General features: G+C 62.0%; 15 protein-coding genes and 1 rRNA gene. 5 read left to right on the forward strand and 11 right to left on the reverse strand.

Annotated features, from left to right (window positions below; translation table 11 throughout):
- Positions 1-8: 8 nt before the first annotated feature.
- From yjfF to GNZ12_RS32680, 5 genes are all read right to left on the reverse strand, one after another.
- Entirely contained in the window at positions 9-1,109 is a 1,101-nt protein-coding gene (gene yjfF, locus GNZ12_RS32660; RefSeq protein ID WP_172316161.1) for a galactofuranose ABC transporter, permease protein YjfF, read from the reverse strand.
- Positions 1,106-2,137, reverse strand: a complete 1,032-nt coding sequence (locus tag GNZ12_RS32665) for an ABC transporter permease (RefSeq protein WP_172316162.1) — start codon at positions 2,135-2,137, stop codon at positions 1,106-1,108. The genes yjfF and GNZ12_RS32665 overlap by 4 nt, the downstream gene beginning before the upstream one ends.
- Positions 2,134-3,753 carry a sugar ABC transporter ATP-binding protein gene (locus GNZ12_RS32670; protein ID WP_172316163.1) on the reverse strand — a complete coding sequence of 540 codons (1,620 nt, stop codon included), beginning with the start codon at positions 3,751-3,753 and terminating at the stop codon, positions 2,134-2,136. Before GNZ12_RS32670 ends, GNZ12_RS32665 begins: the two co-directional genes overlap by 4 nt.
- Positions 3,754-3,976: 223 nt before the next feature.
- Positions 3,977-4,963 (reverse strand): ABC transporter substrate-binding protein, encoded by a 987-nt coding sequence (locus tag GNZ12_RS32675; RefSeq protein ID WP_172316164.1) that lies wholly within the window; start codon positions 4,961-4,963, stop codon positions 3,977-3,979.
- Positions 4,964-5,317: 354 nt separating this feature from the next.
- Positions 5,318-5,911 carry an alpha-ketoglutarate-dependent dioxygenase AlkB family protein gene (locus GNZ12_RS32680; protein ID WP_172316165.1) on the reverse strand — a complete coding sequence of 198 codons (594 nt, stop codon included), beginning with the start codon at positions 5,909-5,911 and terminating at the stop codon, positions 5,318-5,320.
- Positions 5,912-6,107: 196 nt separating this feature from the next.
- Here GNZ12_RS32680 and GNZ12_RS32685 point away from each other — a divergent pair, with 196 nt between their 5' ends.
- Entirely contained in the window at positions 6,108-6,692 is a 585-nt protein-coding gene (locus GNZ12_RS32685) for a malonic semialdehyde reductase (protein WP_172316166.1), read from the forward strand.
- 23 nt (positions 6,693-6,715) lie between these two features.
- Here GNZ12_RS32685 and GNZ12_RS32690 read toward each other — a convergent pair whose 3' ends face one another.
- A complete protein-coding gene (locus GNZ12_RS32690) occupies positions 6,716-7,045 on the reverse strand; it encodes a hypothetical protein (protein ID WP_172316167.1) in 330 nt (109 codons plus the stop codon).
- A gap of 367 nt (positions 7,046-7,412) precedes the next feature.
- On the opposite strand from GNZ12_RS32690, the gene GNZ12_RS32695 reads away from it, so the two are divergent.
- Positions 7,413-8,576, forward strand: coding sequence for a metallophosphoesterase (locus GNZ12_RS32695; RefSeq protein WP_172316168.1), 1,164 nt, complete (start codon positions 7,413-7,415; stop codon positions 8,574-8,576).
- Between the two features lie 123 nt (positions 8,577-8,699).
- Here the strand turns inward: GNZ12_RS32695 and GNZ12_RS32700 are convergent, their stop codons facing one another.
- A complete protein-coding gene (locus GNZ12_RS32700; RefSeq protein ID WP_172316169.1) occupies positions 8,700-9,224 on the reverse strand; it encodes a hypothetical protein in 525 nt (174 codons plus the stop codon).
- 660 nt (positions 9,225-9,884) lie between these two features.
- Here GNZ12_RS32700 and GNZ12_RS32705 point away from each other — a divergent pair.
- Positions 9,885-10,592, forward strand: a complete 708-nt coding sequence (locus GNZ12_RS32705) for an MgtC/SapB family protein (RefSeq protein WP_172316170.1) — start codon at positions 9,885-9,887, stop codon at positions 10,590-10,592.
- A 162-nt stretch (positions 10,593-10,754) separates the two neighbouring features.
- On the forward strand, positions 10,755-11,009 hold the full coding sequence (locus GNZ12_RS32710; protein ID WP_172316171.1) for a GlsB/YeaQ/YmgE family stress response membrane protein: 255 nt from the start codon (positions 10,755-10,757) through the stop codon (positions 11,007-11,009).
- Between the two features lie 78 nt (positions 11,010-11,087).
- Here GNZ12_RS32710 and GNZ12_RS32715 read toward each other — a convergent pair whose 3' ends face one another.
- The 3 genes from GNZ12_RS32715 to GNZ12_RS32725 form a co-directional block, all read right to left on the reverse strand.
- Positions 11,088-12,590: an acetyl-CoA hydrolase/transferase family protein gene (locus GNZ12_RS32715; RefSeq protein WP_172316172.1), complete on the reverse strand. Its 1,503-nt coding sequence runs from the start codon at positions 12,588-12,590 to the stop codon at positions 11,088-11,090.
- 184 nt (positions 12,591-12,774) lie between these two features.
- The gene (locus tag GNZ12_RS32720; RefSeq protein WP_172316173.1) at positions 12,775-12,990 is read right to left on the reverse strand and encodes a hypothetical protein; all 216 of its coding nucleotides are present in this window, start codon (positions 12,988-12,990) and stop codon (positions 12,775-12,777) included.
- 171 nt (positions 12,991-13,161) lie between these two features.
- Positions 13,162-15,327, reverse strand: coding sequence for an FUSC family protein (locus tag GNZ12_RS32725; protein ID WP_172316174.1), 2,166 nt, complete (start codon positions 15,325-15,327; stop codon positions 13,162-13,164).
- A gap of 199 nt (positions 15,328-15,526) precedes the next feature.
- Here GNZ12_RS32725 and GNZ12_RS32730 point away from each other — a divergent pair, with 199 nt between their 5' ends.
- The gene (locus tag GNZ12_RS32730) at positions 15,527-16,528 is read left to right on the forward strand and encodes a LysR family transcriptional regulator (protein ID WP_172316175.1); all 1,002 of its coding nucleotides are present in this window, start codon (positions 15,527-15,529) and stop codon (positions 16,526-16,528) included.
- A gap of 342 nt (positions 16,529-16,870) precedes the next feature.
- Here the strand turns inward: GNZ12_RS32730 and rrf are convergent.
- Positions 16,871-16,976 (reverse strand): 5S ribosomal RNA (gene rrf / locus GNZ12_RS32735); the annotation flags it as partial.

A 16,976-nucleotide genomic window follows, 5' to 3' on the forward strand; every position in this document is an offset into this window, starting at 1 on the left:
CATTCTTCCTATAGCGCCTGTTCCGGCGCGCGTCCGATGACATGTGAATCGGACGCCGCGCCTGTGTCACCCCGGCCGCGTTCCCGGCCTGGCGTCACGACAGCACCGGTGCCCCCCGGACGCCCCACCGATTTCGCATGCCGCTCGATCAGCCGTTGCAGCAGGCAGAACGCGCACAGCAACGCGCCGATCACGATGCGGGTCCACCACGAACTGAGCGTGCCGTCGAAGGTAATCAGCGTCTGGATCGTGCCCAGAATGCCGACACCGAACAACGAGCCGATCACATAGCCAACGCCGCCCGTCAGCAGGGTTCCGCCGATCACCGTCGCCGCGATCGCGTCGAGCTCCATACCCTGCCCTTGCAGGCCATAGCCCGACAGCACGTAGAACGTGAACACCGCGCCGCCGAGGGCCGAACAGAACCCGCTCAGCGCATACACGCCGATCCGCGTATGCGCGACCGGCAAGCCCATCAGCAGCGCCGAGCGCGGGTTGCCGCCAATCGCATACACGTTGCGGCCAAAACGCGTGAAATGCGCGACATAGATCGCCGCGGCGAGCGTGATGAGGGCGATCAACACATTGGCGGAAACCGAACCGACGCCGAGGCTGAGGCGAAACGCGGAAATCTTCTGGAACGTCGGATCGTTGATGGTGATCGACTGTGTCGTGATCAGAAAGCACAAGCCACGCGCGAAGAACATGCCGGCCAGCGTGACGATGAAGGCCTGCAAGCGGAAAAAATGAATCAGCGCGCCCTGTACCGCGCCGAACACCGTGCCCATCAGCAACACGATCGGCACAATCAGCCAGACCGGCAGACGCATGTGTTCGGATAGCACTGCTTCGACGATGGTGGTCAGCGCCACCACCGAGCCCACCGACAGATCGATCCCGCCGGATACGATCACAAACGTCATACCGATTGCGACGATCAGCAGGAAGGCGTTATCGACCAGCAGATCGAGCAGCACTTGCCACGAAAAAAACCCGGTGTACATCACCGAGCCGAAACCGAACAGCGCGCAAAACAACAGGATGGTGACGGCGATCGGCAACGTGCGCGGATCGACGATATGGGCCCAGGCGTCGAGGAGTCGCCTCATCGCGCCACCCCGCGCTGCATGAAGAGCGACACGGCGAGCGCGCGCGCCGAGGGCGACTGGATCACGCTCACCGCGAGCACCACGGCAGCCTTGACGACGAGTGTCGCTTCCGGCGGCACGCCGATCGAATAAGTCGTATAGGTGAGTGTCTGGATGATCAGCGCCCCCAGCACGGTGCCGGTGAGGCTGAAGCGGCCGCCGAGCAGCGACGTGCCGCCGAGCGTCACCGCCAGAATCGCGTCGAGTTCGAGCAGCAGCCCCGCGTTGTTGCCATCGGCGCTGCGCACGTTCGAACTGATGAGGATGCCCGCCATCGCGGCGGTCAATCCCGAGAATCCGTACACCGCGAATACCAGCGCTTTCGAGCGCAGGCCGACGAGACGCGTCGCCACCGGATTGACACCGATCGCGCGAATGAAGAGCCCGAGCGCGGTGCCTTCAACGAGCACCGCGGTGGCCAGCACGGCAACGCTCGCGATCCACACGGAGCACGGCACGCCTAGCCAATAGCCGCCACCCACGTACAGATAGCCGGGTGCGCCAATCGGTATGATCTGCCCCCCCGTCAGCAATTGCGCAATGCCACGGCCGGCGACCATCAGGATCAACGTGGCAATGATCGGCTGCATGCCGACGAACGACACCAGCAGCCCGTTCCACATGCCGCTCAGCACGCCGACGATCAACGTCGCTATCAAGGCTTGCGCGATCAAGCCGGTGCTCGGGGTAGGTTGCGTCGCGAGGATCGTGGCCGCGGCGGCGCCGGCAATCGCCACAACCGCGCCGACCGATATATCGATGCCGCGTGTCGCGATCACAAGCGTCATACCGGTGGCGACCAGCGCCAGCGGCGCCGCGCGATTCAATACGTCGATCGGCGCGCCGAACAAGTGGCCGTCGAGCATCCGCAGCGACAGAAAATGCGGGTTCACCCACAGGTTCAGGCCGCACAACAGCAGCAGCGTGACACACGGCCAGATCAGCGGACGCTCCGCACCGTCGCGCACGAACCAGTTCGATAGCTTCATTCGCCGCTCCCCGCGATGAGTCGATAAATGTTGTCTTCGTTCGAAGCCTTGCCGGCCACTTCAGCGATCTTGCGGCGGTCGCGCAACACCGCCACGCGATGACTCACGCGCAGCACCTCGCCGATCTCCGATGAAATGAACAGGATGCTCAGACCGTTCGCGCACAGCGCGAGCAAGCGGTCCATGATGTCGAACTTCGCGGCGACGTCGATGCCCCGGGTAGGCTCGTCGAGAATCAGCAGCTTGGGGTCGGTGGCGAGCCAGCGCGCGAGCAGCGCTTTCTGCTGGTTGCCGCCGGAGAGCAGCCCGATCGGCTGGTCGGCGTCCGTCGCCTTGATGCCGAGACGCTCGATCCACAGGTCCGCGATTTCATGCGCGCGCTGCCGTTTGATCTTGCGCCACCAGCCGCGCCGCGCCTGCAACGCCAGCAGAATGTTCTCGCGAATCGACAGTTCTGCGACGATGCCCTCTTTCTTGCGATCCTCCGCGCAGTAACCGATGCCGTAACGCACGGCGTCGTGTGGCGAACGCAGCCGCACGGGCCGGCCTTCTATCAGGATGGTGCCGCTGTCGGCGCGGTCCGCGCCGAACAACAGCCGCGCGGTCTCCGTGCGGCCCGACCCAAGTAGGCCGGCAAGGCCCAGGATCTGACCTGGCTGTACGTCGAGGTCGATCGGCTGCAGCGTGCCGCGCCGTCCGACGCCACGCAGTTCGACGAACGGCTGAACAGCTTCCTTGCTCTGGGGCCCTTCATGGGTGGCGTGCCCGTCATGAGCCGCTTCGCGCAACCGCGCACTCATGCGCTCGTGACCGACCATCTTCGCGACCAGTTGATCGGCCGGCAGATCGCGTGCGAGGTATTCGCCTTCGCGCTCGCCGTTGCGCATCACCGTGATGCGATCGGAGATGGCATAGGTCTGCTCGATAAAATGTGTAACGAACAGAATGGCGATGGCAGATTGTTTAAGATGGCGAAGTATTTTGAAAAGCTGGGCGACTTCGCCATCGTCGAGGCTGGAGGTGGGTTCGTCGAGAATCAGCACGCGTGCGTCGACTGACAGCGCTCGGGCGATCGCCACCATCTGCTGCACGGCGATCGGATAGGCGTCGAGCGATCGGGTGACGTCGAGCGTCACGTCGAGACGAAGCAGCGCGTCCTGCGCACGGCGCTTGATGTCGGGCCAATCGATCGCGCCAAAACGTTTTGGCTGCCGGCCCGCAAAGATGTTCTCCGCCACCGACAGGTTCGGGCACAAGTTCACTTCCTGATACAGCGTGCGCACGCCGGCCGCCTCGGCCTCCTGCGGCGAAGCAAACGCCACGATCTCGCCGCCCAGGCGGATTGTGCCGGCGTCAGGCGCGACGACGCCGGTCAGCACGTTGATCAGCGTGGATTTGCCAGCGCCGTTCTGCCCCATCAGCGTGTGGATCTCGCCGGGGAACAGGCGGAAGTCCACCCGCTGCAGCGCTTTTACGCCCGGGAACGTTTTGCTGACACCGGCGGTGGCCAGAATGGGCTCGAGTGCATTCGAGGCGGCGCCAGTGCAAGCGTCACCTGTGACGGCGCCAATGGCGCCGCCCGGCGGTGGATTCGGTTCTGAAGCGGGATGTGTCATAGACCTCGCTCGATCGGCGGTGCGTTGGTCGGGTGAGTTCGGGTGGACCAAGTTGGGCGCAACCCGATTCAGCGGAAAAGAGACCGCCCGCTGCCGAAGCAGCCAGGCGGTCAGGCACCACTGGAGAAACTCCTGCGATCTGTCCGTACTTCGTTTGCGTCCTGTGTCTATCGTATGGATAGCTAATCAACCAACCACGCCACTCCGCCCCAATACGGCAGCCTCAGTACTTGCGTGTCGGCAGAGTCTGCGCCGCGACGCTCATCGGGAAGACGGTCTCTTGCGTCAGGATGCGCTTGGGCAGCGGCTTGCCGGCCACCACGTCCTTGACTGCCGACATCAGTTGCGGCCCCAGCAGCGGACTGCACTCCACGTCGACGTTCATCTTGCCCGCGACCATCGCCTGGAAGCCGCCCTTGGTCGCATCGAACGAGACGACGGTGATGTCCTTGCCCGGATGCATGCCGGCCTCTTCCATCGCCTGGATGGCGCCAAGCGCCATATCGTCGTTATGCGCATAAACTACATTTATTTTATTTCCATAAGTTTTTATAAATGCTTCCATCACCTGCTTGCCACCGGCAAGGGTGAAGTCGCCGCTTTGCGACGCGATGATCTTGAATTTGGGATCGCTCTTGATCACTTCGATCAGACCGGCATGCCGGTCGTTGGCAGGCGCGGAGCCGACCGTTCCCTGAAGTTCGGCGATGTTGATAGGACCTGGGTCGTTTTTATAGTGATCTTCGAGCCAATGGCCACCGCGCCGGCCCTCTTCCATGAAATCCGAGCCAATCATCGTCACGTACAAAGACGTGTCCTTCACGTCGATGTTGCGGTCGGTCAGGATCACCGGAATGTTTGCGGCTTTAGCTTCGCGCAGCACCGGCTCCCAGCCGGATTCGACGACCGGAGAAAACGCGATCACATCGACTTTCTGCGCAATGTAGGAGCGGATCGCCTTGATCTGGTTTTCCTGCTTTTGCTGGGCGTCGGAGAATTTGAGCTTGATCTTCGCGTCCGCCGCCGCGGACTTCACCGACTCGGTATTGGCGGTTCGCCATGCGCTTTCGGCGCCGACCTGCGCGAAACCGAGCGTGATCTGTTTGTCCTGCGCGTAAGCGCCCGGCGTTGTCAGCATCAGCGCGCCGATGCTCGAGCAAAGCGCGAGCGCGCCCAACGCACGACATGCGGCGCGTCGTGTATTCGCCATGACTGTCTCCTGATCGTTGTTGTGTAGGCGATCCATCGAACCCGCCCAGCGTTTGCGGCCCTCACGGTGCGTGGATCGTGATGTAGCGTAGTGTCTGGGGCGTTAACCGTCCAATCATATGATTCGCGTGGGCGATACCAATTTTGGTATAGCGGGCGGTGTCGGCGATGGCCTGGACGCGGGCGATGCTGCGAACTCGCTCGGGCATGGGCGGTGCGGGAGCGCGGCGTTGGAGAGGCTTTTTTTATGCGCTTAAGTACCCGGTTTCAGGTTCGGGCAGGCGGTGAGCAGGTGTGGGGATTTCGAATTTCGGGCCAAGGACTAAACGGCCAACGGCTGGCCCACAAGCTAGCGCTATGCCGCGCGCGGCGTCACCCAACGGAACGTCAGATTGATTCGCTCGCCGGCCACGCGCGGCTCTTTCGGCACGCGATGCCGCCAGTCGGCCTGCGTGTCGCCCTTCATGACCAGCAAGCTGCCGCCCTTGAGTAAATACGACTGCATGACGCCGGTCTTGTTGTGCCGCAAGTCGAAAGTGCGCGCGACGCCCAGGCTGATCGACGCAATCACCGGCTGGGCGCCGAGCTCCGGCTCGCGGTCTGCGTGCCACCCCATGCTGTCGGTGCCGCTGCGATAGCGGTTGATCAACACGCTGTTAAAGCGCGCGTGGCAAGCGGCCTCTGCGGCGGCCCGCAGTTCGGCGACGGTTGGCGTCCACGGTTGCGGCACGTTGCGAATTCCGGAATAGACGTAGACCGCGTCCGGCTCGCCCTGCCAGGCCGTCAACCGCGGCAGCGGCACACGGCCGGCAGGCGTGCCGATCATGTCCTGACGCCATGCCACTTCGTCGATGAGTTGCGTTAAAGCGTGCGCCGCGGCCTCGGGCGCGAGCCACTCGGGATACCAGTCCACGTCCGGCACGGGAAGGTCATTGAAAAGGTCCGCCATGAGATTGCCTGAATGCGATTGCGCACGCGATACGCGCGCGAGTGAGAACCTTGGCTATTATGGCGGCAACGACGATGCCGATCACGCCAGGTGCTTGCGCTGTCATCCACCGCTGTCATCCGCCGCTGTGATCCGCCGCTGTGATCCGCCGCTGTCATCCACTTTTCTCACTCTGCTACTTCAACGGACTACCACCATGATTCTTTCCGATCAGGCGCTCGATCAGCTGTTTCGCGAAGCGCGCACCCATAACGGCTGGCAGGCCAAACCGGTCGACGACGCCGTACTCAAGCAACTCACCGAGCTCGTGCTGCTCGGCCCGACCTCGGCCAATTCGAGCCCCGGTCGCTTCGTCTACGTGAAAACGCCCAAAGGCAAAGAGAAGCTGCGTCCGGCCTTGTCGCCCGGCAATCTCGAGAAAACGATGGCGGCGCCGGTCACGGTGATCGTCGGCATGGACATGGCGTTTTACGAGCATCTGCCGAAACTGTTTCCGCATGCCGACGCGCGCAGCTGGTTCGCCGGCAACGACAAGGCGATCGCGGATACGGCCTTTCGCAATTCGACGCTGCAAGGCGGCTATCTGATTCTCGCGGCTCGCGCGCTCGGTCTGGACACGGGTGCGATGTCGGGCTTCGACGCCGCCAAGGTCGACGAGGCGTTCTTCGCCGGCACGACCGTGAAGTCGAACTTCCTGATCAATCTGGGCTACGGCGATCCGTCGAAGCTGTTCCCGCGCAGCCCGCGCTTTTCCTTCGACGAAGCCGCCCGGATCGTCTGACAGGCCTTTTGCCGCCGGTGCGTTTAACTGAAGAGCGCTACGTAGAAGACCACCGCGCCGATCACCGCACCGATAAAGCAAAAGCCTTCATTGGCGTCGTCGCCATTGGAACGCAACCACGCGCCGACGACGCCGAACAGCCCTGCGATGCCGAGCGCAACGCATACCATCACCACGTCGAATAGAGCGCTTTTGCCCAACTCGGAGAAGTCGATGTCGCGCACGCCGAAGTACAAGGCGATCGCCATCAACGATATGCCCACGAGCGGCAGCATGACATGGCTGCCCTCTCGCCCGACGTGATGCCCATGAAGTCCGTGGCGTACGTGATTGCCCGATCCAAGCAGTTTCATGATGCGCCTCCTGCCTCGCCCTCAACCGACCACCAAACGAACCGCCGCTGGGCCGCGATGGCCCTGAGACGAGCCGGTTCTATTTGAGAATAGTGCACGCGAAACACAATTCAAAGCCCATTTAATTAGCGTGCCGCAGCAGTTCAGACGCCGGCATGCGGCGATGGGAATTGCTGCATTGCGGTATCCGCTTGCCGCGTCAAACACGAACGTATTCGGCCGCCCCTGGAAGCGAATCAGGCGTCGCCGGCAAGGGGGTTCACATCTCGGTAGAATGATCCGGCTCGTCCGCTATTTGATGATTGCGGTTGGCGAGCCGCCGCCGTTGCTCCGCTCGTGCCGGCCCCTTCCCGCCTCTATCCTCTCTATGCGCCGCTCATCGTTTCTTGTTCGCTTCATCCTGATTGGCATCCTGCTGCATATCTATGTCGGCTTTCGTCTGATTCCCGATATGCCGGTTAGTGCCACTGGCCGGTGGCTGTGCGCGTTGTGGCTGGTGCTGTCGATCTTTCTGATACCGCTCGGCATGCTGGCGCGCACCATCAAACAGCAGCCGCTCAGCGACCGCCTCGCGTGGATCGGCCTGCTGGCGATGGGCTTCTTCTCGTCGCTGCTGGTTCTGACGTTCGCGCGTGATCTCGCGCTCGCCTCGCTGCTGACCGTCGATGCAATCTGGCCGAACACGATTGCCATCGCGCACTGGCGCATCGGCTCGGCGGCAGCGGTACCGTTGCTTGCGCTGCTCTCGACGCTCGTTGGCCTGTTCAACGCACGGCGCCGCGCCAAGGTGGTGACGATCGAGGTGCCGATCGACGATTTGCCGGCAGCGCTCAACGGCTTCACGATCGTCCAGATCAGCGATATCCACGTCGGCCCAACCATCAAAGGCCGTTATGTGGATGCGATCGTCGACGCGGTGAATCGTCTCAAGCCGGATCTGATTGCCGTCACCGGCGATGTGGTGGACGGCAGCGTGCCGCAACTGACCAGGCACACGCAGCCGCTGTCGCGGCTCAGTGCGCGTCACGGCGCGTTCCTCGTGACCGGCAATCACGAGTATTACGCCGGTGCGAACGCGTGGATCGACGAATTCCGGCGCCTGGGGTTGAACGTTCTGCTCAACGAGCATGTGATCGTGGAACACGACGGCGCGCGCGCCGTGATCGCCGGGGTCACCGATTACTCCGCAGGCCATCACGACCCATTGCATCGCAGCGACCCGGTTGCGGCCCTCGCCGGCGCGCCTGGCGACGTACTGATCAAGGTACTGCTCGCGCACCAGCCGCGTTCTGCCGAAGCGGCCGCAGCAGCAGGTTTCACGCTGCAGCTATCCGGTCACACCCACGGCGGCCAGTTCTTCCCGTGGAATTTCTTTGTGCGTCTCCAGCAGCCGTTCACGGCCGGTCTCGCTCGGCTGAACGGCCTGTGGGTTTACACGAGTCGCGGCACCGGCTATTGGGGACCGCCGAAGCGCCTGGGCGCTCCCTCGGAGATCACGCGACTGCGCCTCGTGCCCGGCGAGCCTGACTGAAGCATCGAGCCATGCACCAGGTATCGGCGCACCGAAGTTATATTGGATTGCGCGAAAAAAACGCGGACGTCCGCCAGGGACATCCGCGCTCCGGCGCTGACGCGCCGCTTCAGCTAATTTGAGTTACTGCGCGGGCGCCACGGCCACGCTGACCTGCGGTGCGTACGCCACCGACACTTGCATACCCGGCGTCACGCCTGCGACCTTTGCCGGCTCGCGGCCCTGGATATGAAACACCGCGCCATTCGGGCCCTTCAGGGCCATGATGCCGGACGCGTGGTCGATGGCCTGAACTTCGGCGCTCACGTGCTGTACCGTGTTCTGCGGTACCGGTTGAGCAGCCGCGCCCTGGCCGTCGGCACCACGCGTCACGCTGATCATGGCATTGCGCATCATGCGGATGTGGACCTTGCCACCTTGCTTGATCTGCGCGAGGTTGCTCGTATCGGTAACAGTAAATGAAGCTTCGCCGCCCTGTGCGTCGAGCAAGGTCACCGAATGTTTAGCCTGGTCGACCGCCTTCACGACACCATCTGCCTGCAGCGTGCTGCTGCCTTCAAACGGCGCGGGCAAACCGGCGGCGAACGACACGAGGGGAGCCGCAGCAATCAATGCACCGGCAATCATGCCAAGAGCCTTATCTTTCATACATTCCTCAATTGGGTGAACAGCGGAAAAGAGACGAAGCCGTGCGGATCGGTTGCGCCTGGCATAGGGCAAGGACAACCGAAAAATTTCTGGGCGAAACCGTGAGAAATGAAACGTGGATTGAGCGCCAAACCGCACGACGTGTTTCGAAGTGTGCAAACAGTGTGTTTTCCGGGATGGACACCGTCAATATTCGGACTCCATATTTATGCAAGGAAAATTCCGAACTTGTCGCGGAAAATTCCGAAGCAGCCGAAAGCACCTTCCGCCGCCCCGCTTCATCCCGGCTTGACTTAACTTTGCAGAGCTGCCTAAAATTCGCCCAGTTCATTTAACCGGAATCACGATCTTGGACAGTAGCAGTCGTACCAGTCGAGCTTCGATCCGCCCGATCGCCTGATCCGCAAGATTTCCGCGCCAGCCTTTACCTGTCGCCGTCTTGCCTTCGGGCCCGACGGTGCACGTCGCTTTTACCCTCTTGCTGCAAATGAAGCGCCGCATGGCCCGATGCCTTGCGCATGCTCCATGACTTTTGCGTCGCGAGCCCCGGCTCGCATGCCTTGTCACGCCTGATCGCGTTCGCGTTCCACCTGCGGATACGTGATGCTGTCACGCGTAAGGTTCACACTGTGCGAACACGCGCCTCAACCTTTCTTACCGATGACAATTGAATTCGTCTTGCGGCTCCTTGCCGCCTTCAGCTGCGGCGTCGCGATCGGCCTCGAACGGCAGATGCGCCAACGCAACGCCGGCCTGCGCACCATCACGCTGGTCGCCAGCGGCGCGTGCCTGTTCGTCACGCTCGGCGTGCTGACCGGCAACGGGACGGCCGGCATCACGCAGATTGCCGCCTATGTCGTATCGGGCGTCGGCTTTCTCGGCGGCGGCGTGATCATGCGCGACAAGGGCTCCATTCAGGGGATCAACACCGCCGCGACCTTGTGGTGCTCGGCGGCGGTCGGCGTATTGTGCGGTGCGGGGCACTACGGCCCGGCCCTTGCCGGCACCGCAGTCGTGCTGCTGACTAATACGGTGCTGCGAGAAGTAAGCCGGGCCATTAACGCCGCGCCCGTTTCGGACGCCGACCTCGTGCGCGAGTATGTGCTGACGATCGTTTGCCGGGAGGCCGATGAAATTCACATTCGTACCGCGGTATCCAACTCAATGTATTCGACACCGCTGTCGTTCCAGAGCCTGACGAGCGAAGACGTCGAAGACGATACGGGACGCATTCGCGTTACGGCGACATTGAAGCTGCATCCGAAAGATCAGCCGAAGCTTGAACAGATGGCGAGCCGTATCAGCATGGAAAAGAGCGTATCGAGCGTGAGCTGGACGGCCAAAGATGCGGAGCCGACGCCGGAGTGAGTCACCTGGCGTAAGCTCCCCATATTCACGCGCATCGTCTACACTTAGCTTGCAATAGATTCAGACAATGTTAATTCCGCGTCCTGAATATGGACTGTCCCATAACCTTCGACTAAGCTCTGTCACCGTGATTTTTTCACACTCAACCATGGAGTCTCGAATATGGAACACGGCATCATTGCATGGCTCATCATCGGCGCAATCGCCGGCTGGCTGGCTGGCGTGCTCGTCAAGGGCGGCGGCTTTGGCCTGATCGTCGACATCATCGTCGGGATTGTCGGCGCGTTCATCGGCGGCTGGCTTGCCGGTGTGCTGCACATTTCGCTCGGCGGCGGCTGGTTCGGTTCGATCATTACCGCTGTGATCGGCGCCGTCATTCTGCTGTTTCTTATCCGGCTCGTCCGGCGCGGCACCTGAGCGTAGCACCTGATGTCTTACGGCGTCGGGGGGCGAAAGCCACCTGACGCCGGTTTTACCTGGCGTTTAGAGAGGCGCCTAGACTACCGGCAACATCGAGCCGGTGTCACGCAGCCGCGTATGCCAGGCGAAAGCCTGGTCCAACTGATGCGGCGTTTGCCCACCCCATTGCAAGGCGTCCCGATAGTAGTCGCGAAGCAGATCGCGATACAGCGGATGCGCGCAGTTCTCGATAATCAGCGTAGCGCGTTCTCGCGACGCCAGTCCGCGCAGATCGGCCAAGCCCTGCTCCGTCACGACTACGTCCACATCGTGTTCGTTGTGATCGCAGTGCGGGACCATCGGCACGACACTCGAAATGCGGCCACCCTTCGCCATCGACTTCGTCGCAAAGATCGCGCATGACGCGTTGCGCGCGAAATCGCCCGAGCCGCCAATGCCGTTCATCATGTGCGTGCCGCCTACGTGCGTCGAATTCACATTGCCGTAAATGTCGAACTCCAATGCGGTATTCAACGCAATCAGACCGAGCCGGCGAATCACTTCAGGATGGTTGCTAACCTCCTGCGGACGCAACACCAGGCGATCGCGATAGCGCTCGAGTTCGCAGAACACCTGCGCCTGACGTGCGGCCGACAGCGTGATCGACGCACCCGAGGCGAATGTCACCTTGCCGGCGTCCATCAGATCGAAGGTCGAATCCTGCAGCACTTCTGAGTAAATTTCGAAGGCGTCGAAAGGCGAATCGACAAAGCCCGCCAGCACTGCATTGGCAATCGTGCCGATGCCCGCCTGCAACGGCGGCAGTTGGCGCGGCATGCGCCCGCGCGACACTTCGTGCTGAAAAAACGCTATCAGATGACCGGCGATCAACTCTGTTTCCGCATCCGCGGGCAGCACCGTGGACGGGCTGTCCGCCTTATCGGTGATCACGATCGCCGCGATTTTGTCGAGCGGGATCTCGATGGCCTGTGTGCCAACACGGTCTTGCGGATGCACGATCGGCAGCGGTTCGCGATTCGGCCGGCGGCCTGGAATCCAGATGTCGTGCAGTCCCTCGAGGGCGAGCGGCTGCGCAAGATTGATTTCGACGATGACCTTGTCGGCGAGGATCGCGAAACTGGCCGAGTTGCCGACTGAAGTGGTCGGCACAATGCCGCCGGTTTCGGTGATTGCGGTAGCTTCGATAATGGCGACGTCGAGTTTGCCAAGCTGATTGGCGCGCAGCATCTCGACCGTTTCGGACAGGTGCTGATCGACAAACATCACTTCGCCGCGGTTGATCGCATCGCGCAGGGTCTTGTCGACCTGGAACGGCAAGCGGCGCGCCAACACATGCGCCTCGGTGAGCATGCGATCCACGTCATGACCGAGCGATGCGCCTGTCATCAGCGTAATTTGCAGCGGCTTGCCTTCCTGACGGACCCGCTCGGCGAGTGCGACAGGGACAGCTTTGGCGTCGCCCGCGCGCGTAAAGCCGCTGGCGCCGACGCACATGCCGTCCTGAATCAGAAGCGCCGCCTCGGCGGCTGAAGTGATCTTTCCGCGCAGCGCGGAGCAACGAATCCGGTCTTGGTACATGAAGCTGAGTCTCTCCATAGTCACTAGTCCAGTCTACCGGTGCGCACGTCTGCGGTGTGCTTCGCTCAGTAGCCAGATTGTCGCACCAGCCGCGGCGTCTCAATGGGACGGCGTCGCGGCCAGGCGTTTCGTCGCGTGCAAAACGCTCGTGACAGGGTACTGCGGGTATTGCGCGTGGCCCTGATTAGCTGCCGAAGTAGAGATTGCAGAAACTCACCGGCCCGACGCACTCTTCAGCTCTGACCTTCGGTGCAGCGACACGGCTTTGCTCGGCGATGCTGTTCGCGCGCGGTGCAGTCGCTTGCGCGACCTGTTGTTCCGGGGCGACCGGCGCCGTTTGTGCATGAGCGACAGCAGCGGACAAAGAGCAAGCAATCAGGGCAATCTTCAACACATTCATTTCGTTCTCCAGTACTTACGATTACGGCCAGTAGGAAGTCCTCTTGGGAGACTGCGTGGCAGTGATGAAACTATATGACCGCCACCTACGCAGATAAACGGGGCTGGACGGAAGTGATCTTTCCATCTGGCAGAAGGATCGGGGCGCACGCCCGATCCAACGCGCGTGGGTCTAACGTGCATTGAAAGGCGCGTCTTTGTCGAGCAACGCGGTGCGGATGAAGTGCAGGCAACTCAGGATGCGCTGCAGGTCGTGCCGCTTGTCGCGGTCGGCATGAACGGTTTCCAAGACGTCCTGCGCGACCCACGTAGCCGAGCGCACGGATACGAGCGCTCGCTCGAGCCCACGCGCGTCAGTCCGCTCGAAAAGCCGCGCGAGGTCGTCGCAAGTCTGCGCGAGGCTACTGCTCCAGCGCGAATGAAGCGCTTGCGCGTAGCCGGCACGTGACGCTTCATTGCGAAGATCGATCACGGCGTGCCCTACTTCGAGGGTGACGAGCATCCAGCGCAAGGCATCACGACGGCGTCGGGAGCGCCGCGTCAGCAGCATGCGCAACTGCGAGGTCAGATCGTGTGTACTCGACTGAAAGCGCTGATTGAGCCCAGGCAGTTCGTCCTTGCACGCGGACACGACTTGCGCGCGCAAATCACCTTTGATTCTCTGGGTGAGCCACGGCATATCCGCGGGAAAGACCACCGCGAAAACGATCGCCGCGAGCAGGAGCGACGCCGTGATCGCGATGCCGTTGTTGATCAGCAGATCGGGCGCATACGTGACGACGTTGTCCGGTCCGGCGAGCAGGCAGAAGAACACCGAAAAACCGATGCCATACCCTGCCGCGAGCTTACGCGATGCGATGAAGGCGCCGAGTGCGAGCACCGGGGCGAGCATCGCGCAAAGCAGCGGAAACCCATCGATGTTCGGATACACGTAGCACGTGAAAAGGTAGCCGGTCATGGTTGCCAGCACGGCGCCAACTGCCATCTGCACGGCCATTTTCGACGCGTTCAGCGCGGTCGACGTCAACGCACAGACCAACGCTGCGCCGATCACCGCCAGACCGCCACTCGGCCAGTCGGTGGCGATCCAGAACCAGCCGGCAATCGCCATGACCACCGCCGATCTGGCAAAGGTAAACGCGACCACAAAACCGTTCGTCTTGCTAACGTAGCGGCCGGCGGTGCGTTGCCCGGCTCCGGGTTTGCGCCGCGCCAAAGACGCGTAAGTCTCGGAGTAACGGATCCATTCGTCGACAAATCGATAGAGCAGTTCCGCTGCCGTATCGAAGTCCGCTAGCGATTCGGCCGGCGCAGCTTCCAGCGTCCGTTTCGTTTCGCGCACGCGTCGAGGCAAACTCGCCTGAAAGAGCCGCAAACCGGCGGCGACGCGCGATGCATCGGCGTTCGCGTCCCGGGGGGACGCCAGCAGTGCCGATAGCTCGCGGAAGTACGGCCTGATGGCGTCGACCATCCGGCTCGGGCCATTCACGCGCAGACGTTTGAGCAACTGGTGCAGCGCATGAAGCCGCGCGCACGCGTCCATGAATTCGCCGTTTAGACGGCCGAGATGCTGACTGCGTGAACGCATGGCCGGGTCTTCGAAGGCAGCAAATGTTCGCGTCGCTTCAAAGCCGACGATCTCGTCGACGAGGTCCGCAAAGCGCCGTTCGAACTGGCCGCGCTCGATTCCACGACCCAGCACGTCAGCAGCGAACGCAGTAAAATTTGTATATCGAAGGTGGAGCGCGCGCCGCAAGGCAAGGCTGGAGCGCTGCGGCACGATCAGTGCGCTCACCGCGCTCGAACACACGATGCCGACCGCCACCTCCGCGGCGCGTGTGAGCCCCGCCAGAAACAGGTCGTGAGGCGCCGTGACATTCGGAATGCCGATCAGCGCGGCGGTATAACCTGCCAGCACAAAACCGTACCATCTGAAATGCCGATACCGGACTGCTGCTGCGATACAGGCGCTCACCCAGCCGATCATGCCGAGCATGTACAACTCGGGCTGCTGGACGAACAGCGCGCCGAGCGCGAGGGCCGCGACCGTACCCACCGCGGTGCCGAGAATCCGGTAGAAACTCTTGGCGAGCACCATGCCGCTGAACGGCTGCATCAGTACGAACACCGTGGTCATGGCGATTCGCGGCTGCTGGAGATCCAGCAACATGGCCATACCCAGCGCCAGCAGACCCGCGGTGACCGTTTTCAGCAGATGCAGCCAGATCAGACCGTCGCTGTTCGCCCAGTCGCGGACGGCCGGACTAAGCGTTGACAACATGACGCTCCACTGCCGGCGGGAATCCGCCGTCGGTTTGATCGCATGTTGGCGTTTCATGAGAAAGCAACGCGTCCCGGTTTGTCGCTGAAAGAAGCACCGGTGAACGCTGCGCACACCGGCAGGCAAGGCGCCGATTGTAGGGGCATGCGCCGCGCGCATTAATAGGACGGGCGCGGAACGTCCCTTCCAGAACGAACAACAATGCGCTTGCGGGACAGGCGGACAATACGGTTTCTGCCGTGAAATAGAAGGATCGATGGATACGTTACAAAATATGCGAGTGTTCGTGCGCGTGGTCGAAGCCGGTAGTTTTACCGCCGCCGCGCTGTCGCTCAATTCGACGACTGGCGCGATGTCCCGCGCCGTCTCGGAACTCGAAGCTCATCTGCGTACGCGCTTGCTGAACCGGTCGACGCGGCGACTCGCGCTCACCACGGCGGGCGAGCGTTACCTGAAGCGCTCTCAGCAGATCCTTGCAGATGTCGATACGGCGGAAGAAGAAGCAAGTTGCGCGCACGAACGCCCGACCGGCGCGTTGCGCATGCACAGCTTTGCCAGTATCGGCCAGCACTACGTGCTGCCGGCCATCTCGCGCTATCGCGCGCTTTATCCTGAAGTGACCGTCGAGCTGACGTTGTCGCAGCGCATGCCCGATCTGTTCGAAGGCAGCGCCGATGTCGCTGTGATCAGCGCCTCGACTCTGCCGAATTCCGAACTCGTGTCGCTCCCGCTTGGTACAACTTTCAGCATCCTGTGCGCATCGCCTGCTTACGTGCTCGCCCATGGCGCGCCGCAACGGCCCTGCGACCTGGCGCATCACGAGTGTCTGATCCTGCACACGCCGGCATTTCCGCCCCACGAATGGGTACTCGACGGCCCCAACGGCAGCGAGATGATGCAAGTGAACGGACCCGTGCACGTGAATATCGCCGAATCCCTGATCGTCGCGATTCGCGAGGGAATGGGCATTGGTATGGTGCCGCTTTACTCAGCGATCGCCGGGTTGCGTGACGGGACCTTAGTCCGCGTGTTGCCTGAATATACGCTGCAGAAGACGAACGTTTATGCGCTGTATCCGTCACGCAAGTTCATCGATGCGAAGACGCGGACGTGGGTTGAATTCTTACGTACGCATCTGCCGAACGTGATTGCACGCGACGAGGCGCTACTTGCGGAAGTCGGCCAGATGTCTGCTGCCGATGGCGCGGCGCCTGTGGGAGATGTCGTCACGGGTGACGGAGACGTTGCTGCTCACTGACGCAGATTTGAAAAGGAAGAGCAGAGCGCGCCTGCGCGAGGCAGCGAAGCGGATAGCGAAGCGGCGGGCCATGTGTGATGGCATCAATGGCCCGCCAGATAGCGGCAATGTTCTTTGATTGGGCAAGGTCGCGCGGCGACGACGTTCAGCTCCGGCCATTGTGACGGATAGACGCCCGGACGAAGTCCTGGCGTGAGCATGCCATCGCAGTCGTGATGGCGCGGCTGGAGGCGAAGCCTCGTTTTGCACCCGCTTTTTGCCGGCGTCTTTTGCGCCCGCTTTCCCGCACCGTAAACGCAAAAACCCCGCCTTTTGGGGCGGGGTTTCTGGACATGCTGGGGAGCCTGACGATTACCTACTTTCACACGGGAATCCGCACTATCATCGGCGTGGAGTCGTTTCACGGTCCTGTTCGGGATGGGAAGGGGTGGGACCGACTCGCTATGGT

The sequence above is a fragment of the Paraburkholderia solitsugae genome (genome assembly GCF_013177695.1).
GTDB classification, from domain to species: Bacteria; Pseudomonadota; Gammaproteobacteria; order Burkholderiales; family Burkholderiaceae; genus Paraburkholderia; species Paraburkholderia solitsugae.